The organism is Streptomyces sp. NPDC046465 (genome assembly GCF_040646035.1).
Classification (GTDB): domain Bacteria; phylum Actinomycetota; class Actinomycetes; order Streptomycetales; family Streptomycetaceae; genus Streptomyces.
This window is the reverse complement of sequence record NZ_JBEYZK010000017.1, coordinates 77,799-98,421: the sequence shown is the minus strand read 5'-3', so window position 1 is coordinate 98,421 and position 20,623 is coordinate 77,799. Positions and strand designations below refer to the sequence as shown.

The following is a 20,623-nucleotide window of genomic DNA, read 5'->3' as shown; positions in this document are numbered from 1 at the left end:
TGGATACGCGCGCGTGGTCATCCTCGTCCTCGTCGTCACGCTGCTCGCGGCGGGCGGGATCGTCGGCGTCACGGCTCTCGCGCGCGGCGGGGACGGCAAGCACCTCACCGCCTACTTCGACCGCGCCGTCGCCGTGCACGAAGGCTCCGACCTCAGGGTGCTCGGCGTCCGCGTCGGCCGCGTCGACGAGGTCCGGCCCGAGGGGAGGCAGGTGAGGGTGCGGCTCACCCTCGACGAAGGCATGAAGGTGCCCGCCAGGGTCCAGGCCGTCGTGGTGGCCCCCAGCGTGGTGTCGGGGCGGTTCGTGCAGCTCGCCCCCGCTTACGGCGGCGGCCCGCAGATCCGCGACGGCGACGTCATCAAGGCAGAGCGCACGGCGACCCCCGTCGAGGTCGACGAGCTCCTCAAGAGCCTGACCGACATGAGCGACGCCCTCGGCCCCAAGGGTGCGAACAAGGACGGCGCCCTCGCCGGGCTCGTCGAGGCGGGCGCGGAGAACCTCGACGGCAACGGCAAGGACATCGGCGACACCATCCACCAGCTCGGTGGCGCGTCCGCCGTCCTCAACGGAAACAGCGGCGACGTCGTCCGGACGGTCGAGCAGCTACAGCAGTTCATCAGCATGCTCAAGCGCAAGGACGGCCAAGTGCGGCGCGCCGTCACCCAGTTGTCGGACGTCGCGGGTTTCCTCGCCGACGACAAGGACGACCTCGCCGCCGCCCTCAAGCAGTTGGGCACGGCCCTCGGCCAGGTCAAGGGCTTCATCAGCGACAACCGGGGGCGCCTCAAGTCGAACGTCGACAAGCTGGCGGGTCTCACCCGGTCCGTCGTCGACCAACGTGCCTCGGTCGCCGAGGCCCTGGACGCACTGCCACTCGCCGCGGCCAACCTCGAACGGGCCTACAACCCGCGCACCCGCACCATCGACGGCCGCGCCAACATCAACGAACTCGCCGGAGCGACGGGCAACAGGGCGACAGGCACGGGGGCCACAGGAATGGAGGCCATAGGCACGGGGGGCACAGGCACCGGGACACGCGGCGCCGACGCCGGTCTGGTCGCCGTCCCCCACGAGCGGACCAGGAACCTGCCCGCTCTGCCGCTGCCGCCGGTCGGCACCGTGTACGGCAGGCCGGACAGCGCCGGGGGAGGCCGCCCATGAAGCGCCGCACCGCACGCTTCGCCCTGGGGCTCTCCCTCACCGTGACCCTCGCGGGCCTCGCCCTGGGCGCCGGCGGCCTCCCGGACTTCGACGGTCTGCAGGACCTGCCGCTGCCCGGCGGAGCCGACCTCGGCGACCATCCGTACGAGATCACCGCGGAGTTCCAAGACGTCGTGAGCCTCTTCCCGCACTCCGCGGTGAAGGTCAACGACGTCGACGTCGGCCGCGTGACCCGGGTCGCCCTCGCCGACGACGGCTGGGCCGCCCGCGTCACCCTCAAGGTCAACGGCGACGTACGACTGCCTGCCAACGCCTACGCCAACCTCGAGCAGTCCAGCGTCCTGGGCGAAAAGTACGTCCAGCTCACCGCCCCCGAGGACATGCGGGCCCGCCCCGACCTCCAGAAGAGCAGGACCGGCATCAAGGCGGCCTACGCACACAACAGGGGCCGGTTGCGCGACGGAGCCGTGATCCCGGTCGCCCGCACCAACCGCAACCCCGAGATCGAGGAGGTCTTCGGCGCCCTGTCGATGGTGCTCAACGGCGGTGGCGTCCAGCAGATCCAGACCATCTCCAGCGAACTCAACAAGGCGCTCGGCGGCAACGAGGGCCAAGTCCGCTCCGTACTGCGGCAGATCAACACCACCGCGAAGAGCCTCGACAAGAACAAGAAGCACATCACCGCCGCACTCGACGGCATGAACCGGCTCTCCACCACCCTCGCCACCCGCGACCGGAAGATCGGCGACATCCTGCGGGACCTGCCGCCCGGCCTGAAGGTCCTCAGCGAACAGCGCTCCTCCCTCGTCTCCATGCTGCGCGCCCTGGACTCCCTCTCCGACGTCGCGGTGGACACCGTCGACCGCACCAAGAACGACCTCGTGGCCGACCTCAAGGCCCTCGCACCGGTCCTGCGCAACCTCGCCGACTCGGGCGCCGACCTGCCCCAGTCGCTGCAGGTGATGTTCACCTATCCGTTCACGGACGAGGTGCTCACCGGAGTGAAGGGCGACTACCTCAACGTCTATCTGAAGATCGCCGCGGCTCCCGGCACGCAGATCGTGCCGCCCGTCCGGGGTAGTGGTGGCGGCGCCGCCCGCTCCTCCCTTCCGCTGCCCGCGGTCACCGGAACGTCAGGAGGCGACTCCTAGTGCTCACCCTCTCCACGCACCTCAAGAACATCGCCTTCCTCGTGCTCGGCGTACTGGTCCTCGCCCACATCGCGACGACGTACGCGGACCTCGGGCGATACGTGGGCGCCCGCGACTACTACACGGTCAAGGTCGAACTCGCGGAGACGGGGGGCCTGTTCAGCCACGGAAACGTCACCTACCGCGGTGTCGACGTCGGCCGGGTGGAATCCGTCGAGCTGACCGACGACGGGGTAGAGGCCCGTATCCGCATCGAGGAATCGGCGCCGAAGATCCCCAGCGACCTGGAGGCGAAGGTCGCCAACCTCTCGGCGGTCGGCGAGCAGTACCTCGATCTGAGTCCGCGCACCGACGACGGGCCCTACCTCGCCGAAGGATCGGTCGTCCCCCGGGGCGCCACACGGACGCCCGCGCCGGTCACCGACGTCCTCACCAGCGTCGACCGGCTCGCCTCCTCGGTGGACACCGCCGCACTGCGCACGGTCGTCGACGAGCTCGGCAAGAGCTTCGGGGGGCGCGGGCAGGACCTTCAGATCCTCATCGACACCGGCAGCGAGTTCATCAGGGCGGCCAAGAAGTCACTGCCCGCAACCACCCGGCTGCTCATCGACGGCGAGACCGTCCTGCGCACCCAGAACGAGCGGTCCGACGCACTGAAGTCCTTCGCGAGCGGCACCGCCGAACTGGCGGCGCAGCTCAAGAAGTCCGACCCCGACCTGCGCCGTCTCGTCGCCACGGCCCCGGACGCGGCAACCCAGTTCACCGCTCTGCTGCGCGACACCGACCCGGGCTTCGGCGTCGTGCTCGCCAACCTCGTCACCACCTCCGAACTCCTGGTGACCCGCCAACGCGGCATCCGCGAGCTGATGGTGCGCATCCCGCGGGTGGCCTCCACCGGAGCGACCGCAATCGGCCCCGACGGAGTGCGCTTCGGCATGATCACCACCTTCTTCAAGCCGCTGCCCTGCACGGCGGGATACGGCGGCACCACCTACCGCAACGGCCTCGACACCTCGCCCGCCCCCACCAACACCAAGGCGGCCTGCACCGCGTCACCGGCAAGCGGCCAGAACGTACGCGGCTCCGCACACGCACCGCGCGGCGGCGTGCCCGCCCCCGCCCGCCCCGGATCGGACTGGCTCACGCGGAGCAAGGCGCCCTCCGATAGCCCGAACGGCCTCGACGAACTGCTCGGAATGGGGAAGTCATGAGGCGAGGGCGGGGCTGCTGGGGCTGGTCGGCTTGGTCGGGCGCGCTGCTTCTGGGAGCGCTCTTCTGCGGCTTCTCGGGATGGACCTACGCGCAGACGCGCGCCGACGACGATCTCGCGTACGCCCGCGACCGTGCCGCCGCCCTCGACGCGGCCCGCACCCACATCGCGGTACTCAACACCATGGACGGCCAGGACGTACGGGCCTCGCTGCGCGCCTGGACACAAGCGGCGGACGGGCCGCTCGCGGACGAGCTGCGGCGCACCGGCGACGACAGCGCCAAGGCCCTCGAACAGGAGGGCACGAGCACCCGTGCCACGGTCATCGACGCGGCGGTCGTCGCCCTCGACACCCGGTCGGGCACGGCGAAGGTCATCGCCACCGTGCGCGTCGAGGTGACCGAACGCACCGGCAGGTCCACCACCGACCGCAAACGCTTCGAGGCGGGCCTCGACAAGGGGCCGGACTGGAAACTCACCTCGCTGACGGCGATACCGGCCGGAACGGAATAGGGGGCCAGCGGAATGAGGGAACGCAGCGGAATGAAGGAACGTATCCGAAGCGGCGATGACGCGGATGTGGACGCGGATGTGGATGCGGGGGCGGGTGCGGGCGCGGAGGCGACGCCCGCCGTCCGTCGCCGCCGCGTCGCCCGCACTCCGCTCACTCTCACTCTCGCTCTTACCCTCATCCTCGCCACGCTGCTCCTCACCGGCGGCGGACTCCTGGCCCTCAGCGCCCGGTCCGCCGACACACCGACCGTCGCCAACCGTGCGCTGACCGACAGCGAGCAGACCCGCCGGGTCGTCGGAGACGTCAGCGACGCACTCGCCGCGATCTTCACCTACACGCCCCGGGACCTGGCCACCACCGAGCGACGGGCACGCGACGTGCTGCGGGGCAAGGCGGCGGAGGACTACCGGGCCCTGCTCGACAGGCTCCGGGGGCAGGTCCGGCAGCAGAAGCTGTCGCTCACCACGCAGGTGGTCCGCGCCGGAGCGGTCGAACTCGCCGACGGCCACGCGCGGTTGCTGGTCTTCCTCGACCAGCGGGCCGAGCGCGGGGGCGCCAGGGCGAGCACCGCCGCCGCCCAGCTCTCGGTCACCGCGCGCCTGGCCGGCGGCCACTGGACGATCACCGACATCAAGGCCCGATAGCGGAGGCGGACATGGCACGTACGACATCGCTGGAGCGTACGAGACTCGCGCTCATCGCCACGGCGGCGGCCATCGCCCTGGGCTTCGCCGGGTGGACGGGCTCGTCCTGGTACGCGGCGGCCCACGACGACTCCGCGCGTTTCGCGGAGACCCGCGACGAGGTGCTGGCCGCGGGCGAGCAGGCCGCACTGAACATGAACACCCTCGACCACCGGGATCTGGAGCACGGCCTCGACGCCTGGGAGCAGTCGGCGACCGGCAGCCTCCTCGAAGAACTGCGCAAGGGCAGACCCGAGTTCGAGAAGCAGGTGCGCAACGCGCGCACGGTCACCACGGCCGACGTGCTCTCCGGTGCCGTGACCGAACTGGACGAGCGAGAAGGCCGGGCGGGCGTCCTCATCGCGATGCGGATCACCGTCGACCCGCCGAAGAAGAAGCCGAGCAGCAAGGAGACCCGGCTGCTCGGCGAACTCACCCGCACCGGTGAGGGCTGGAAGCTGAGTGGCCTCGGCCAGGCCCCCGCGGGCGAAGCGCCCACCGACACTCCGTCCGACTAGGGGCCGTTCCATGCCGACGACACGTCACACGACCCGCCAGACGACACGCCAGACGACACGCCATGTGGTCAACAGACAGCGGCGGTTGGCCACGGTCGAGAGCCGGAAGGCAGCCGCGCCCGCGCCGCGAGCCCCGCGCCCGAAGCCGAAAGAACGGCCCGCCCGCACCGCGCGTCGCGGGTCCGCACCCCGGCCCCTGCTGCTCGCCCTGCTCTGCCTGCTCGCCGCACTGGCCGGAGCTTTCGCGGTCCTCGCCCACACCCGGGCCGAAGACCTGCGCGACGCGCCTGCCCTGCGCAACGCGGCGCTCACCGACACGGCCCGCACCAGCGAGGTGAAGGGCACGGTCGGCCAAGCAGTCGACGCGGTGTTCTCCTATGACCACACGGACCCGGCCCGTACCGAGAGGGCAGCCGCCAAGTACCTCACCGGCAAGGCGGTCGGCCAGCACCGGGAGATGCTCGCGCAGGTCCGAGCCCAGGGGGCGCGGCAGAAGCTCGTCCTCACCACCACTGTCACGCAGAGCGGGGTCGAGGCCATCGACGGGGGCCGGGCCCGGGTCCTGGTCTTCGCCGACCAGAGCAACACCAGTACGGCCAAGGGGGGTTCGGCCTCCCAGGCGGCAGCGATGTTCGCCGTGGACGTGGTCCGCCGGGGCGGGGCCACCTGGCGGATCGCGAACATCGACACGTTCAGCCGCTGAAGCAGCAGCCAGTCAGATAAGAAGGAGAGTCGGACATGAAGCGTACGAGACAGAAGCGGCACACCGCCGCGCTCCTGTCCGCCACCCTTGGAGTGGTGGCCGCCGCGGTGCTGTCAGGGTGCAGTTCGCGCGTCGACGACGGCCCGCAGGTCGACTGGGCCTCGGACGTCTGCGACAGCGTGCAGGACGTCGGGTCCAGGCTGACGCTTCCGGCCTCGGACCACAAGGACGCCAAGAAGTACCACTCGGAGGTCGTCACCTTCATGGGCGCGCTCGACCGGCAACTCGGCGCGCTCGACGGCAAGATGCGCAAGGAGGGAGCACCACCCGTGAAGGGTGGCGACGCCGCGTACAAGAAGGCGCTCGCCAACCTCCGCGCCGCCCGCGGCAAGCTCGATGGCACCACCGCCGAGCTCAAGAAGGCCGATGTCACCGACGAGAAGTCGCTGAAGGCGGCGCTGAAGAAGGCCGCCGACGGCCTGGAGCGGGCGGGCGCGTACCAGGGCCCCGCCCAGGATTTCCGCGCCGACCCCGCGCTCAAGCGGGCCTTCGACAAGGCGCCGGAGTGCTCGGGCCTGAACGGCGCCGGGCACTCGGCGGCCTCGGCCGGCTGAGCTACTTCTTGTAGGTGAGGTCCATGTCGACGGTGTTGCCGGGGCCCGCGGTGAAGGCGCTGATCAGGTCGTTCAGGCCGCCGCAGCCCTTCAGGCCGGGCAGGGTGTACGTGCCCTTGAGCTTGCCGCCCTTGTAGGGCTCGAAGCGGCCCTCGCCGACGAGATCGAGCCCGGCGGGTTCGACGGTCGTGCAGTTCGGCCCGCCGCCGATGGGCAGGCCGAACGCGCTCACGCTGGTGAGCTTGACGTTCATCTGGGAGTGCGACGTGAGGCGGCCCGCCGTATCGACGGTTCCCGTCGTGCGGGCGGTCTGCTCGAAGGCGATGTCCGCGGCCGTGGGCAGGAAGCCGAGCAGGGTGAACCGGGCCGTGGCCGGGTCGAGCTTCAGGTCGGCGTCGAAGGTCCCCTTGTCCAGGTCGTAGCGGGTGTCCAGGCCGCCCGACAGGGGGACGCTGCCGCCCGCCGCCTTGATGAACGAGCTGCCCTTGATGCCGAAGCCGAGCGGCACCGGCTCGCCTCCGGGGTCTGTCGGTGCCGGTTCCACCTGGATGGTGTGCAGGGTCTTGTCCTGGTCGGCCGGATCGAGCGTGCACTCGGTCTCGAAGGTGTCGAGCGCGGTCTTGTCGCCCGCCGCGTCCCGCGGGGTCATGGTGAGGAGCAGGCTGTTGACGTCGATCCGTACGGCACCGGGCTGCCGGAACGTCAGGGGTGGGGTATGGCCGGTCGCGGTCACGTCGAAGCCGGCGGGCGGGTCCGGCAAGGACGTCTTCCCGATGGTGTTGTCGATGCCGATGTTCAGCGGCCCCTCCGGCATGTGAACGGTGACGCCGGCCGTGGCGGCCCCTTCGAGGGTGACACCGCCGACCGTGCGCAGGGCGGCTGCCGCGGTTTTGCTGACCTTGGCCACCGAGACGACCTCGGAGGCCGGGACCCGCGTGCCGACCTGCACCTTGGCCGGCAGGTCCGTCTTGATCACGACGGTGAGCGGGTCGTCCTCCATGAGGGGGAACACACAGTTGTACGTCTGCGTCAGGGGTGCCGGTTCCGCGGCGGCCGACGAGTCGGGGGTGAAGCCGGTCAGCACGGCGAGCAGCGCCCCGGCGGAGGCGGTGCGCAGCGGTACGGCGCGCGATCTCAACACGGTCTCTCCAAGTCCTGATGGGAACGGTCTTGATGGGAACGGTCCTGATAGGAACGGTCCTGATGGGAACGGTCCGGCCCCCCGCCTGGAGTGGCGGGGGGCCGGGTCGGGTATGTCGGGTATACGGACTCACCACAGGGGCTAGTTCTTGTAGGTGAGGTCCATGTCGATGGTGTTGCCGGGGCCTGCGGTGAAGGCGCTGACGATGTCGTTGAGGCCGCCGCAGCCCTTGAGCGCGGGCAGGGTGTAGGTGCCCTTGAGCTTGCCGCCCTTGTAAGGCTGGAAGCGGCCCTCACTGGCGAGGTCGATCTTGGCGGGCCCGCTTGTCTTGCAGTCGGGGCCGCCGCCGATGGGAATGCCGAAGACGTTGACGCTCCCGAGCTTGACCGCCATCTCGGAGTGCGACTTCAGGGTGCCCGAGGTGTCCAGCGTTCCGTTGGTCTTGCCCGCCTGTTCGAAGGCGATGTCCGCGGTCGTGGGCAGGAAGCCCATGATGGTGAACTGGCCCTTGGTCGGGTCGAGCTTCAGGTCGGCGTCGAAGGTGCCCTTGCTCAGGTCGTAGCGGGTGTCGATGCCGCCGGAGAGTGCGGCGTTGCCGTTGGCGGCCTTGATGAACGACGTGCCCTTGATGCCGAAGTTGAGCTTCACCGGGTCGTCGCCCGGCGGGTCGGTGGGGGGATCGGTGGGCGGGTCGGTCGGCGGGTCCGTGGGCGGGTCCGTCGGCGGGTCGGTCGGCGGATCCGTGGGATCAGTGCCGCCGCCGTTGATGGTCATGGTGTGGAGGGTGGTGGGCTGGCCCGCGTCCATGGTGCAGGTGGCGGTGAACTCGTCGCCGTTCGGGGGCAGTTGTACGGGCTTGCCGTCCGCGTCCCGGGCGATCATGTTGTGCAGCTTGAGGCCCGTCACGTCGAACTTGGCCGTGCCCTCCTTCTCCCAGGTCAGCAGGGAGCCGGGCGACTTGCCGCTGGCGATGACGGTGAACGCCGCCGCCGGGTTGGGGATGCTGGCCTTGGCGACGGTGTTGACGACCTTGATGGGCAGGTTGCCGCCGCCGCCCGGCAGCGTCACGTTCACATCGGCGGTCGCCTTGCCCTCCAGTGACACCGCGCCGAGCACGCCGAGGCCTTGGGCGGCTCGCGCGCTGACCTTGGTGACGGCCTTGATGTCGTACTCGGGGACCGTCTCGCCCACCTTCATGGTGGCGGGCATGTCGGCGGTGATCTCGACTTCGATCGGGTCGTTGTTGATGATCGGGAACTTGCAGGTGTACTTCTGTGCGAGCTTCACCGGATCGGCGGAGGCGGAACCGCCGCCCAGGCCGACCAGACCGGCGACGAGGCCGGCGGCCGCCACCGTGCTCAGGGCAGTGCGTGCCCTGACTTGTCTCTTGTGCGCTCCCATGAGCTACCTCTCGGGCTACGTGAATGGGCACGAACGAACGTCGGTGCCACCTCAGCGATTCCGGACTCGCCGGCCCAGCCGTCCAGAGAAATCGGAGATGCGAAACGTTCCGCCGCGAGGGAGTTTTACCGCTGAATTCCGCGGTGATACGGCGGTGTTTCGAATACGCAAACTACTGATGGGTAGCTGAGGGGTCAAGGTCTATTTCTGCCCGTCGACAAAAGGCGGCCGACGGGTGACGGTTTTGTGCTCGCAGTGAGTACGTGATGGTGCGTGGATGATAAATTGCGGGCCGCCACCCGTCGAACGGTGTCGATCGGGTTGACGGGATCCCCGGCTGTCAGTACTCATTTCTCGATTGCGCCAATTCTCGGACAGGCCACACGTCAGACAGCCCACACAGGGGAGACCGCATGGGATATCGCATGAGGGAGCAACCAGGGATAGCCACGGCGAGGTTGGCGCGGGGGTCGGCCCTGACCGGAGTTGCCGCGGTGTTCCTCGCGCTGGTCGGCGGTGGTGGCAGCGCCTCGGCCGAGCCGGTGTCGCTCACGCAGAAATACACGTGCAAGTTCCCGATCATCAACAACGACGCCATCGAAGCCGCGATCACCACGGACATGCCCGCCACCATGAAGGTGGGCGAGACGGTCCCCGAGTACGACATCAAGGCCGTCACCAAGGTCAGCGCGCGGGCCGCCCAAGGCCTCGGCGTGCTCGGCGCGGTGACGCTGGAGGGCAAGGCGACGGCCGACGTCGTCGTCACCCAGCCCGGCGGCGACGGCACGCTGCCCATCAAGGTCGTCAACACCGTCGCCAAGGCCGACATCCCCGATCCCCCGGCCGCGTTCGAGGTGACGGCGACGGGCAAGTCGCCAGGCGGGCTGCTGACCTGGGGAAAGGCGGGCGAAGCGGCCTTCGACGTGAAGGGCCTGAAACTGCACAACATGATCGCCAGGGACGCGGAGGGAAAGCCGGTGAAACTTCCGCCGAACGGCGACGAGTTCACCGCGGAGTGCACCCTCGACGCGGGTCAGAAGACGCTCCTGCACACAATGACGATCACGGGCGGCGGCGGTACGGACCCGACCGATCCGCCCACGGACCCGCCCACCGATCCGCCGACCGACCCTCCCACGGACCCGCCGACCGATTCGCCGACGGACCCGCCCACCGATCCCGCCGATCCCACTGACCCGGCCGACTCCGGCATCCCGGTGACCGGGGGCGGGAGCACGGCCGGCGGTTCCGGCGGTTCCGGCGCTCAGTTGGACACCGAGGTGACGGGCGGCTCGGGCAGCCTCGCGTCGACCGGCCTGCCCGGCGTGGGCCTGCTGCTGGCGGCGGCAGGCGGCCTCGGCACCGCCGGCGTTGTGGCCTTCCACTATCTGCCGCGGCGCTTGCGGAGGGGCGGCGAGGAAGCCGGCTGAGCCCGTTGCCGTACAGCGCCCGCGAAACGGCGTTCCCGGGGCACTCCCCGCCGTACGGCAGCGCAGCGGGCCCGGAGCAGCGACGGCGCTCCGGGCCCGCGGTCGTTCCGGACGTATCAGCGTCAGCTCGTCCTCGTCGAGGAGCCGGACGGGTCAACTCCCCTTAGCGGTACGGGCCCTGCGGCGCCGCACCGCCACCCCCACGATCAGGAGCACCACCACCAGGGCGAGCGCCACGAGCACGCCCCGGTTCACCGTGCGGTACGCCGTGCTCGCGCTTTCCACCAGCTCGCCGCCCTTGTCGCTCGCGGTGAGTTCGACGCTGCCCCAGTCCAGCGGTGGCGGCGCGGCCCACTTCTGGGTGATCCGCACCCGCTGGCCCGGCATCAGCTCGGCCGGCAGCGTATTGCCCGCGCTGTCGAAGGACGTCCGGCCGAACAGGCCCTCGGCCTTGAGGTCGACCCTCGGCTCAAGAAGCACGTTGCCGCTGTTGACGAGCGTGTACGTGACGGTGGCGTCCTTGCCGAGACCGGGCAGCAGGGGGACGTCGTAGTCGAAGCGGACGTCCTGGACGCGCAGGCCGGGCGTCCGCTCACCCTTGACCTGGAGATAGATGCGGGCGCCGACCGCCTGACGGATGCCGACTCCGGTGCCCTTGGCGCGGGCGACGCGCTTGTCCAGGGCGATGACGGCCCCGGGGTGGTCGCCGGGCGGGGCGGTGCGGGGGAGGTCGACGGTGAAGGGGACCGTCGCCCTGCCGCGGGCCGGGACGGTGACCTCCGAGCGTTCCAGGCGGGTCCACGCCCCGACGGACCGCTGCTTCGCGCCGGGTTCGCGGACCGCGAAGCCGCCGTCGCGCGGGGTGTTGTAGGCGTCGGCGGCGTAGAGCAGAAAGGTCACCGGCTCCTTGGCGAGATTGGAGACGGTGACCTTGTCGTGCACGGTGCGGCCGGGATCTGCCTTCACCCGGAAGTACGCCCGGTGTTTTCCGTGGCCGGATCTCTCGGCGGGGAAGACGGACCAGCGGCCGTTGTCGGCGGCGTACGCGCCCGGTGGTGGGCTCGCGGTGAGCAGGCCGAGCGCCAGGGTCAGGACGGTGACGAGTACGGCGGCGTGTCTGCGGTGCGCGAGCTGCGCGCGGACGGGTTTCATGCGGCCCCCGGAGCGAGGAGAGAAGGAAGCGGGAAGGGAAAGGCGGAGCAACGCGCGAGAGCGGGTGACGCCAGGGAGAGGGTGGCGTCGGAGAGAGGGAGGTGTCAGAGAGAGGGAGGTGCCGGAGAGAGGGAGGTGCCAGAGAGCGGGTGGCGTCAGAGAGAGATGGACCGGCCGTCGCACAACGGCCGGTCCACCGTGCAGAGCGTGCGCGGGATCAGGTCAGCGTCAGCGTGAGCACGGCCGCGTAGTCACCGGCGGCCGCGGTCTTCGGCACGTCGAGCGCGAGGCCCGCGCCGACGGTGAACTCGCCGCCGGTCTGCGCCGCGTCGGGCGCGCTGGCGAGCGTGGCGCCCACCGTGCCCACCGGCCCTCGGGTGCCCGGCACGCAGGTGCTCGCCGATCCGGCCGCCGTCGCGCAGGACGGCGTCCAGGCGAGCTTGTCCGCGCCGATGCTGCCGCCGCCGCCCGTGAAGTCGGTGACCTTCCCGGTGAGCGACCAGCCGGTGGCGCCGTTACGGGCGTCCTTGACGGTCACCTTCTGCAGATCGCCGGTCGAGTTGCCGCCGGCGCCCTCTTCGACCGGGGACAGCGCGACGGTGTCGCCCGCCTGGGCCATGGTGAGCTGACCGCCGCCCTGCTTGGGCGTGACCTTGGTGTTCACGTTCTGCTTGCCGGTCGTGGGGTCCGGGCCAGGACCCGGGCCTGGGTCGTCGCCCTGGATCTCCATCGTGTGCAGGAGCGTCCCCTGCCCCGCGTCGAGCGTGCAGGCGGTCTCGAACTCATCACCGAACGGCGGGAGTTGGACCGCCGCGCCCGACGAGTCCCGGGCGATCATGTTGTGCAGCTTGAGTCCCTTCACGTCGAACTTCGCGGTTCCGGGCTTGGCCCAGGTCAGCAGGGAGCCGGGCGACTTCCCGGTGGCGTTGACGGTGAACGCCGCCGCCGGGTTGGGGATGTTGGTCTTGGCGACGGTGTTGACGACCTTGATGGGCAAGGTGCCGTCGCCGCCGGGCAGCGTGACGACCACATCCGCCGTGGCCTTGCCCTCCAGGGTCACCGCGCCCATGACGCCGAGGCCCTGGGCCGCTCGCGCGCTGACCTTGGTGACGGCCGTGATGTCGTACTCGGGGACCGTCTCGCCCACCTTCATGGAGGTGGGCATGTCCGAGGAGACGTGGATCTCGATCGGGTCGTTGTTGATGATCGGGAACTTGCAGGTGTACTTCTGGTCCAGCTGCACCGGAACGGCGGCGGCGGTGCCTGCCGTCAGGGTGACCAGTCCGGCCACCAGCCCTGTGGCCGCGACCGTACACAAGGCGCGGCGCGCCCTGGTTCTCTTTCGCTGAGCTCTCATCAGCTGCCTCTCGTACTGCGTGAAGGAGCAGAACGGGTGAAGGGAGAATGGCCGTACATGTCGCTATCTTCGCCAGCTACGGCCTTGTTTCGGATCGGTAAACTACTGACGGGTAGTTGGGCGGTCAAGATGTGGGTTACCGGCGGTATCCACTTGCTCGGAATCGGGGGCGGCCTCATCGCCGGGTGAGCAAGGAGACGCCGGAACTCATACGCCGATGCCAAAAAGTTCGTAGTGGTTCCGGATGACAAGTGCTCCCGGCTCCTTGCTCACCGCACGACAGAACTTCGGTGAGCAGTGAAACGTCTCTTGACCTGTTTCTCTGGGCGCCACTAGCTTCCGCTCTCGGCTCGTTTATCCATTCAACGTAAATGCCTGAGTCGCCGAGCGGTCGGAGTTCTGGTGCTGTTTTCTGAGGAAAGCCTGGACGCAGTCATGGGGGTGAGCCCTTTCGGCCGCCCGGACGCTCGTCTGGTGAGCGCGGTGTGCCGGGCCGGCGGTCTCGGCATGCTCGACCTCGGGATCGGTGACCGGCACGCTCGCGAGGAACTCGCCCGGCTCTGCCGCTGGGAACCCGACCGTTTCGGCGTACGGGTGGGGGAGCGCTGTGCGCTGCGCCCCGGTGACCTGGACGCGGCTCCGGCCGGCCGGCCGCACACCGTACTGCTCGGCGTGGACTCCGCCTGGCAGCCGGGTGAACTGGGCAACTACTACTCGGTGTTGGTCGAGGTCACCAGCCGCGAGGAGGCCGTGCGGGCGGTGGCCGACGGGGCCGACGGCCTGGTGGTGCGAGGCAGCGAGAGCGGCGGGCGCATCGGCGACCTCAGTACGTTCGTCCTGCTGCAGCAGCTCCTCGCCGACCCCGAGGTGTCGCTGCCGGTCTGGGCGTGCGGCGGCATCGGCCCCCGTACCGCGACGGCAGCCGTGCTCGGCGGCGCGAACGGCGTCGTGCTCGACACCCAGCTCGCCCTGCTCGCCGAATCCGGCCTGCCTGAGCGGGACCGGGCCGCACTCGAGGTGATGGACGGCACCGGGACGGTCGTCGTCGACGGCAGGCGCATTCTGCGCAGGCGGGGCGGCCTTCGAGGCGGCGACACCCTCCCCGTGGGTGAGGACGGCTTCCTGGCCGCGCGGTTCGCCGCGCGGTGGCAGACGACGGCGAAGGCGATACGAGGGATACGTACCGCCATCGCGCAAGCGTCGGTCCCCGTGCCGCCACCGTCGCGAGAGGTCGAACTCCCTATCGCCCAGGGGCCGATGACCAGGGTGAGCGACCGGCCGGAGTTCGCCGCGGCCATCGCCGACGAGGGCGGACTGCCGTTCCTGGCCCTGGCACTGGCGGACGGCGACCAGGCCCGCGCCCTCCTCACCGCCACCCGCACCGAGCTGGGCGACCGCCCCTGGGGCGTCGGCATCCTCGGCTTCGCCGACGAGGGAATCCGGGAGGCTCAGCTCGCAGCCGTACGGGAGGCCCGGCCGAGCCACGCCGTCATCGCGAGCGGCAGGCCCGGACAGGCCGCCGAGCTGGAGGCCGCGGGCATCCGGACCTTCCTGCACGTCCCGTCGGCCGGGCTGCTGCGGCAGTACCTGGAAGCGGGCGCCCGCAGGTTCGTCTTCGAGGGCTCCGAATGCGGTGGACACGTCGGGCCGCTCGCCTCCTTCCCGTTGTGGGAGGCGCAACTCGCGGTCCTTGAGGAGTACGCTGCCGACCACCCCGGGGCGCTCGCGCAGATCCAGGTGATGTTCGCGGGCGGCATCCACGACGCACGGTCCTCGGCGATGGTCACAGGCCTCGCCGCCCCGCTCGCCGCACAGGGCATGGCGGTCGGCGTCCTCATGGGCACCGCCTACCTCTTCACCGAGGAGGCGGTCGCCCTCGGCGCCGTACAGCCGGGGTTTCAGGAGCAGGTCGCCGCGGCGCGGACGACCGCGCTCCTGCGTACCGCGCCCGGCCACGCCACCCGGTGTGTGCCGAGCCCCTTCACCGCGGATTTCGCCGCGGAGGAGAGGAGGCTGCGGGAACAGGGCCTGGCGCCGGAGCGGATCTGGGCGGAGCTGGAACGCCTGAACCTGGGGCGGCTGCGGATCGCGACCAAGGGCGTGGAGCGGCGCGACGGTGAACTGACCCCCGCCGACGAGCGGCGGCAGTTGGCCGCCGGAATGTTCATGGCCGGGCAGGTGTCCCTGCTGCGTACGCGACCGACCACGATCCGCGCCCTGCACCGCGAAGTCGGCCTCGGAGCACGGCAGTTCCTGGCCGAGCGGAGGGCCGTCCTGCGGCCCCGGTTCGCGCCCCCGGAGCCGTCGGCCGCCGCCGCTCCGGAGCCGCTGGACGTCGCCGTCGTCGGGATGGCCTGCATGTTCCCGCAGGCGGATGGCCTCGACGCCTACTGGGCGCAGATCCTGGCCGGGACCGACGCGGTCACCGAGGTCCCCGCGGACCGCTGGGATCCGGCCGTGTACTGCGAGACGGGCGCGGACGCGGGCGCGGGCCTGGGTACCGGCGCGGGCTCCGGTGCTGCCGTTGGCACCGGCACTGGCATCGGCACCGGCACCGGCACTGGCACCGGCATCGGCACTGGCACCGGCATCGGCACCGGCATCGGCACCGGCACTGGCACCGGCATCGGCACTGGCATCGGCTCCAGCACGGGCGCTGGCGCGGGTTCCGGCTTCGGCACTGGCACTGGCACCGGCACCGGCGCGGGCTCCGGCGTCGGTTCCGGCTCCGGCGCAAGCACAGGCATCCGCTCCGACGGCGAACGCACTCCCTCGCGTTGGGGCGGCTTCCTGCCCCGTATTCCCTTCGACCCCCTGTCCTACGGCATTCCGCCCGCCTCGCTCGGCGCCATCGAGCCCGTGCAGCTCCTCGCCCTCGAAGCGGCCCGCCGCGCACTCGACGACGCCGGGTACGCGGACCGCGCCTTCGACCGCTCCCGCGCGTCGGTCGTGTTCGGCGCCGAAGCGGGCAGCGACCTCGCCAACGCCACCACCCTGCGCACCGTCCTGCCCTCCTACCTCGACTCCGTGCCCGAAGCCCTGTCCGCCCAACTGCCGCGCCTCACCGAGGATTCCTTCCCGGGAATGCTCGCCAACGTCATCTCCGGCCGCATCGCCAACCGCCTCGACCTCGGCGGCGCCAACTACACCGTCGACGCGGCCTGTGCCTCCTCACTCGCCGCCGTAGACGTCGCCTGCAAGGAGCTCGTGCAGGGCGCCAGCGACCTGGTGCTGTGCGGCGGCGCCGATCTGCACAACGGCATCAACGACTACCTGCTCTTCTCCTCCGTGGGCGCCCTGTCCCCGTCCGGCCGCTGCCGCACCTTCGACGCGGACGCCGACGGCATCGCGCTCGGGGAGGGCGTGGCCTGCGTGGTGCTCAAGCGGCTCACCGACGCCGAACGCGACGGCGACCGCGTCTACGCGGTGATCAGGGGAGTGGGCCGCTCCAGCGACGGCCGCGCCCTCGGCCTCACCGCCCCCGGCCCCACGGGCCAGCGCCTCGCCCTCGAACGCGCCTACGCCCAGGCCCGGGTCTCACCGGCCGCGGTCGGCCTCATCGAGGCCCACGGAACAGGCACCGTGGTCGGCGACCGCACCGAACTCACCGTGCTCACCGAGGTGTTCGAGGAGGCGGGCGCCGGTGCGGGCACCTGCGCGCTCGGCTCCGTGAAGTCCCAGATCGGTCACACCAAGTGTGCCGCGGGCCTGGCGGGCCTGATCAAGACGGCACTGGCCCTGCACACCGGCGTCCTGCCGCCCACCCGGCAGCTCACCCGCCCCAACCCCGCCTGGGACCCCTGCTCCAGCCCCTTCGCCTTCCACACCGTCGCCCGCCCGTGGGCAGCCGGACCTGCCGAACGCCGCGCCGGGGTCAGCGCCTTCGGCTTCGGCGGCACCAACTTCCACGTGGTCCTGCGCGCCCACGAAGGCGGCGCGCCGCCCGCGCACGGTCACGCCCACTGGCCCGCCGAACTGTTCACCTTCCACGGCGACGACCATGAAGGAGCCGCCCGCGAGGTACGGCTGCTGCTCGACCTGCTGGACCGCCGGCCGGACACCCCGCGCCTGCGGGACCTCGCTGCCAGCACCGCCCGGCGAGCCGCGCGGCGCACCGGACCGGTACGCATCGCCGTCGTCGCTCCCGACCCGCGCAGCCTGCCCGTACTGCTGCGCCGAGCCCTGGCCGGTGAACACGACCCGGCAGCCGGAATCTTCCTCGCGGACGCGGACACGGAGACGCGCTCGGGCTCCGAAGTCGACTCAGACACCGCCGAGTCCGCTCGGACCCCCGCGCCCGGGAACCGGATCGCCTTCCTCTTCCCCGGACAGGGCAGCCAGCGCCCCGGCATGGGCGGCGAGCTGTTCATCGCCTTCCCCGAAGTGCAGCAGCACCTGCGCCGCGGATCCGCCTGCGTTCCCGCGCTCTATCCGCCCACCGGCTTCACCTCCGACGCCGACGAACAGCAACGCGCCGGGCTCACCGACACCCGCAATGCCCAACCGGCCCTGGGCATTGCGGGGCTCGCCACCGCCGATCTGCTCGCCCGCGCCGGCGTGCGGCCGCACCTGGCCGCCGGGCACTCCTACGGCGAACTCGTGGCCCTGTGCGCGGCGGGCGCCCTCACCCCGGACGCCCTGATCGCGCTGAGCGGCCGCCGTGCCGATGCCATGCTCGACGCGGCGGGCGACGCCCCCGGTGCCATGGCCGCGATCACGGCGGGCGCCGCCCCGATCCTGGCCGCCCTGCGCTCCGCCGGACTGGCGGACCGGGTGGTCCTCGCCAACCTCAACGCCCCGGACCAGAGCGTCGTCTCCGGCCCTGCCGACGCGGTGCGGGACGCGGTGGCCGCGCTGCGCGACGCCGGTCACAGCGCCAAGCTGCTGCCTGTCGCCTGCGCCTTCCACAGCCCGCTCCTCGCGGGCGCGGGACCGGCGTTCGGCGATGCCCTCGCCGAAGTGGCCGTGGGCGTACCGGAGTTCGATGTGTGGGCCAATGCCACGGCGGCGCCCTACCCGGCCTCGCCCGAGGCGATCCGGGCCGGGCTCGCCGAGCAGATCGCCTCGCCCGTCCGGTTCGCCGAGCAGATCGAGGCGATGTACGCGGCCGGGGCGCGGATCTTCGTCGAGGCGGGCCCCGGCACCGTACTGAGCACACTGGTCGGGCGGATCCTCGGTGACCGCCCGCACCGGGCGATTCCCACCGAACCGCAGGCCGGGGCCGGACTGCCCGGCTTCCTCACCGCCCTCGCCCGGCTCGCGGTCGCGGGAGTGCCCGTGGCCACCGGGTGGCTCTTCCACGGCCGTGCCACCACCGGCCCCGAGCCGTCCGGGCCCGCCGCCCGGCCCCCCGCCTGGACCGTCGACGGCCACCTCGTCCGGGACGCCTCGGGCGACCCCCTGCCCGGCGCACTGCGACCGGCCCGACGCATCACTCTGGAGGCCGATGTGACCGGCACGAGCGGGCGCCACGACGGGGGAGCGGGGGACCGGGACGCGCTGCTCGCCGACTTCCTCCGGGGAACCCGGGAACTGGTGGCGGCCCAACGCGACGTCCTGCTCGCCCACTTCGGCGCCACGCCCACAGCCGCGCCCACACCGGAGGCCCCTTCGGCCACCACCCCGATACGAGGCGAGCACGCGAAACACCCGGAAGCGAGAAAGGCAGACGCGGAGCCGGACCGGCCGCACCCCGCGACCGGCGCCGACCTGCTCGACGCCGTCCTGCGGATCATCAGCGACCGTACGGGCTACCCGGCGGACATGATCGAGCCCGACCTCGACCTGGAGGCCGACCTCAGCATCGACTCCATCAAGCGCACCGAGATCGCCGGTGAGCTCGCGGGGCTGCTCGGTGCGGGAGCGGATGCGGTACGGCTCGACGACGCCGAACTCGAAGCGCTGTCCCGGGCCCGTACGGCGGAGGCGATCACGCGGTGGCTGACGGCGCGGCAGGCGGCACCCACGGAGAGGGACGACGCGGCCGGACCGCCCGAAGTCCGGGCTACGGACGACGCGGCGCCGACGGCACTCCTGGGGTCGGCTCCCAAGCGGTACGTGGTCGGGCGGGCGCCGCTGGCGCGGCCGGGCGGTGCGGCGGACCTGAATCTGACCGGACAGCGGTTCGCTGTGCTCGGCGATGTACCGGAGGGCGTGGGGCCCACAGGTGCGGCCGGTGGTGCGGCAGGTGCGGACCAGGGCGCCCCCCGCGCCGACCGAGCGAGCCGGGTTGCCGATCACGTGATGGCCGGACTTCGGCAGCGCGGGGCCGACGCCGTACTGCTCGGCCGTGACCACGTGCTGACCGAGGCCTTCGGTGCCCTGGACGGCGTCGTCCACCTCGGCGCCCTGGGGGACGACGCGGGGCCCGCGCTCCCCGCCGGGTTCGCGGGGCTCGCAGCCGCGCTGGCCTGTCGCCCCTCCTGGCTGATCGGTGCTTGCCCGGCCTCGGATCCGGCGGGGGCAGGGCTGGCCGGTCTGTTCCGTACGGCGGCGCGGGAACACCCGGCCACGAGCGTCCGGTTGGTGCGCCTGGCCCACCGGCCCCCGGACGCGGACCTCGCCGAGGCGCTGGTGGCCGAGTTGTCCGACCCGGAGTCCGAGCCCGTGGTCGACCACACGCCCGAAGGCCGTTTCGCGCCACGCCCGGAACCCGTACCGCTGAGCCTGCCCGCGCAGCGCGGCGCGGGCCCCGCGGCCGACGGCGGGGCCGAGGTCGCGGCGTGCGGACTCACCCCCGAGTCGGTCGTGGTTCTCGCCGGGGGAGGACGCGGCATCACCGCCCGCTTCGCCCTGGCCCTGGCCGCCGCCGCACGCTGTCGCGTCGAGCTCCTGGGCCGTACCCCGCTGCCCGACGCCCCCGAGACCCCGGCCACGGCCGCGGCGCGGGACCGGAGTGAGCTGCGCGCGGTGCTCGCCGCTCAGGGCAGCCGCTCACCGGCCGAGGTCGACCGGGCCGCCGGGCTGGTCCTCGCCCAGCGCGAAGTCGCCGCCACCCTGGCCGAGTTGGCGCGTCTCGGTAGCCCGGCCCGCTACCACGCGGCTGATCTGCGCGACGCGGACGCCGTCGACCGTGTGCTGAAGGAGGTCATGGCCGAGCACGGCAGGATCGACGGTGTCGTCGGCGGCGCGGGCGTCATCGAGGACCGGCTGATGGCCGACAAGGACGCCGCGTCCTTCGACCGGGTGTACGGCACCAAGGTCGATGGGGCCCGCCACCTCCTGGACGCCGTGGCCGCACTCTCCGAAGGTCGGCAACGCCCGTTCGCCGTCCTGTTCGGCAGCGTCTCCGCTGTACTCGGCAATCGCGGTCAGTGCGACTACGCCGCCGCCAACGACGCCCTGGAGAGCCTCGGCGCCGACTGGTCCGCACGCACCGGGCACCGCACGCTCACCGTGCACTGGGGGCCCTGGGCGCCCGTCGGCAGCCACACCGGCATGGTCACCCCGGAGCTGGGCCGCGACTACGCGCGCCGTGGTGTCGGGCTGATCGACCCCGACGAGGGGGTGCTCGCCCTGCTCCGTGAGCTCGCCTGGGGCGACCCGGCGTCGACGGCCGTCGTCCTCACCGCGTTGGGCCTGTGAGGC

At 71.7% G+C, this 20,623-nt stretch carries 14 protein-coding genes; 10 read left to right on the top strand and 4 right to left on the bottom strand.

Going from position 1 to position 20,623, the window contains the following annotated elements:
• Positions 1-13 precede the first annotated feature (13 nt).
• From ABZ953_RS26020 to ABZ953_RS25985, 8 genes are read left to right on the top strand one after another with little or no spacing between them, the layout of a single operon-like run.
• Entirely contained in the window at positions 14-1,162 is a 1,149-nt protein-coding gene (locus tag ABZ953_RS26020) for an MCE family protein (protein ID WP_361727940.1), read from the top strand.
• Entirely contained in the window at positions 1,159-2,313 is a 1,155-nt protein-coding gene (locus tag ABZ953_RS26015) for an MlaD family protein (RefSeq protein WP_361727938.1), read from the top strand. The genes ABZ953_RS26020 and ABZ953_RS26015 overlap by 4 nt, the downstream gene beginning before the upstream one ends.
• Complete coding sequence (locus ABZ953_RS26010; RefSeq protein ID WP_361727935.1) at positions 2,313-3,524, top strand: MlaD family protein; 1,212 nt, start codon at positions 2,313-2,315, stop codon at positions 3,522-3,524. The genes ABZ953_RS26015 and ABZ953_RS26010 overlap by 1 nt, the downstream gene beginning before the upstream one ends.
• Positions 3,521-4,036, top strand: coding sequence for a hypothetical protein (locus ABZ953_RS26005; protein WP_361727932.1), 516 nt, complete (start codon positions 3,521-3,523; stop codon positions 4,034-4,036). The genes ABZ953_RS26010 and ABZ953_RS26005 overlap by 4 nt, the downstream gene beginning before the upstream one ends.
• 30 nt (positions 4,037-4,066) lie before the next feature.
• Complete coding sequence (locus ABZ953_RS26000; protein ID WP_361727929.1) at positions 4,067-4,681, top strand: hypothetical protein; 615 nt, start codon at positions 4,067-4,069, stop codon at positions 4,679-4,681.
• A gap of 11 nt (positions 4,682-4,692) precedes the next feature.
• Positions 4,693-5,238, top strand: coding sequence for a hypothetical protein (locus tag ABZ953_RS25995; RefSeq protein ID WP_361727927.1), 546 nt, complete (start codon positions 4,693-4,695; stop codon positions 5,236-5,238).
• A 10-nt stretch (positions 5,239-5,248) separates the two neighbouring features.
• Positions 5,249-5,941: a hypothetical protein gene (locus tag ABZ953_RS25990; protein ID WP_361727924.1), complete on the top strand. Its 693-nt coding sequence runs from the start codon at positions 5,249-5,251 to the stop codon at positions 5,939-5,941.
• 35 nt (positions 5,942-5,976) lie between these two features.
• A complete protein-coding gene (locus ABZ953_RS25985; protein WP_361727921.1) occupies positions 5,977-6,555 on the top strand; it encodes a hypothetical protein in 579 nt (192 codons plus the stop codon).
• A 1-nt stretch (position 6,556) separates the two neighbouring features.
• On the opposite strand, the gene ABZ953_RS25980 is transcribed toward ABZ953_RS25985, so the two are convergent.
• A complete protein-coding gene (locus tag ABZ953_RS25980; protein WP_361727918.1) occupies positions 6,557-7,696 on the bottom strand; it encodes a DUF6801 domain-containing protein in 1,140 nt (379 codons plus the stop codon).
• A gap of 141 nt (positions 7,697-7,837) precedes the next feature.
• A complete protein-coding gene (locus ABZ953_RS25975) occupies positions 7,838-9,049 on the bottom strand; it encodes a DUF6801 domain-containing protein (protein ID WP_361727915.1) in 1,212 nt (403 codons plus the stop codon).
• A gap of 473 nt (positions 9,050-9,522) precedes the next feature.
• On the opposite strand from ABZ953_RS25975, the gene ABZ953_RS25970 reads away from it, so the two are divergent.
• Positions 9,523-10,527: a DUF6801 domain-containing protein gene (locus tag ABZ953_RS25970; protein ID WP_361727912.1), complete on the top strand. Its 1,005-nt coding sequence runs from the start codon at positions 9,523-9,525 to the stop codon at positions 10,525-10,527.
• 153 nt (positions 10,528-10,680) lie between these two features.
• Here the strand turns inward: ABZ953_RS25970 and ABZ953_RS25965 are convergent, their stop codons facing one another.
• The gene (locus ABZ953_RS25965) at positions 10,681-11,679 is read right to left on the bottom strand and encodes a DUF916 domain-containing protein (RefSeq protein WP_361727909.1); all 999 of its coding nucleotides are present in this window, start codon (positions 11,677-11,679) and stop codon (positions 10,681-10,683) included.
• Positions 11,680-11,896: 217 nt separating this feature from the next.
• Positions 11,897-12,970, bottom strand: a complete 1,074-nt coding sequence (locus tag ABZ953_RS25960; RefSeq protein ID WP_361727906.1) for a DUF6801 domain-containing protein — start codon at positions 12,968-12,970, stop codon at positions 11,897-11,899.
• Positions 12,971-13,471: 501 nt separating this feature from the next.
• On the opposite strand from ABZ953_RS25960, the gene ABZ953_RS25955 reads away from it, so the two are divergent.
• Positions 13,472-20,620 (top strand): SDR family NAD(P)-dependent oxidoreductase, encoded by a 7,149-nt coding sequence (locus ABZ953_RS25955; RefSeq protein ID WP_361727902.1) that lies wholly within the window; start codon positions 13,472-13,474, stop codon positions 20,618-20,620.
• Positions 20,621-20,623 lie beyond the last annotated feature (3 nt).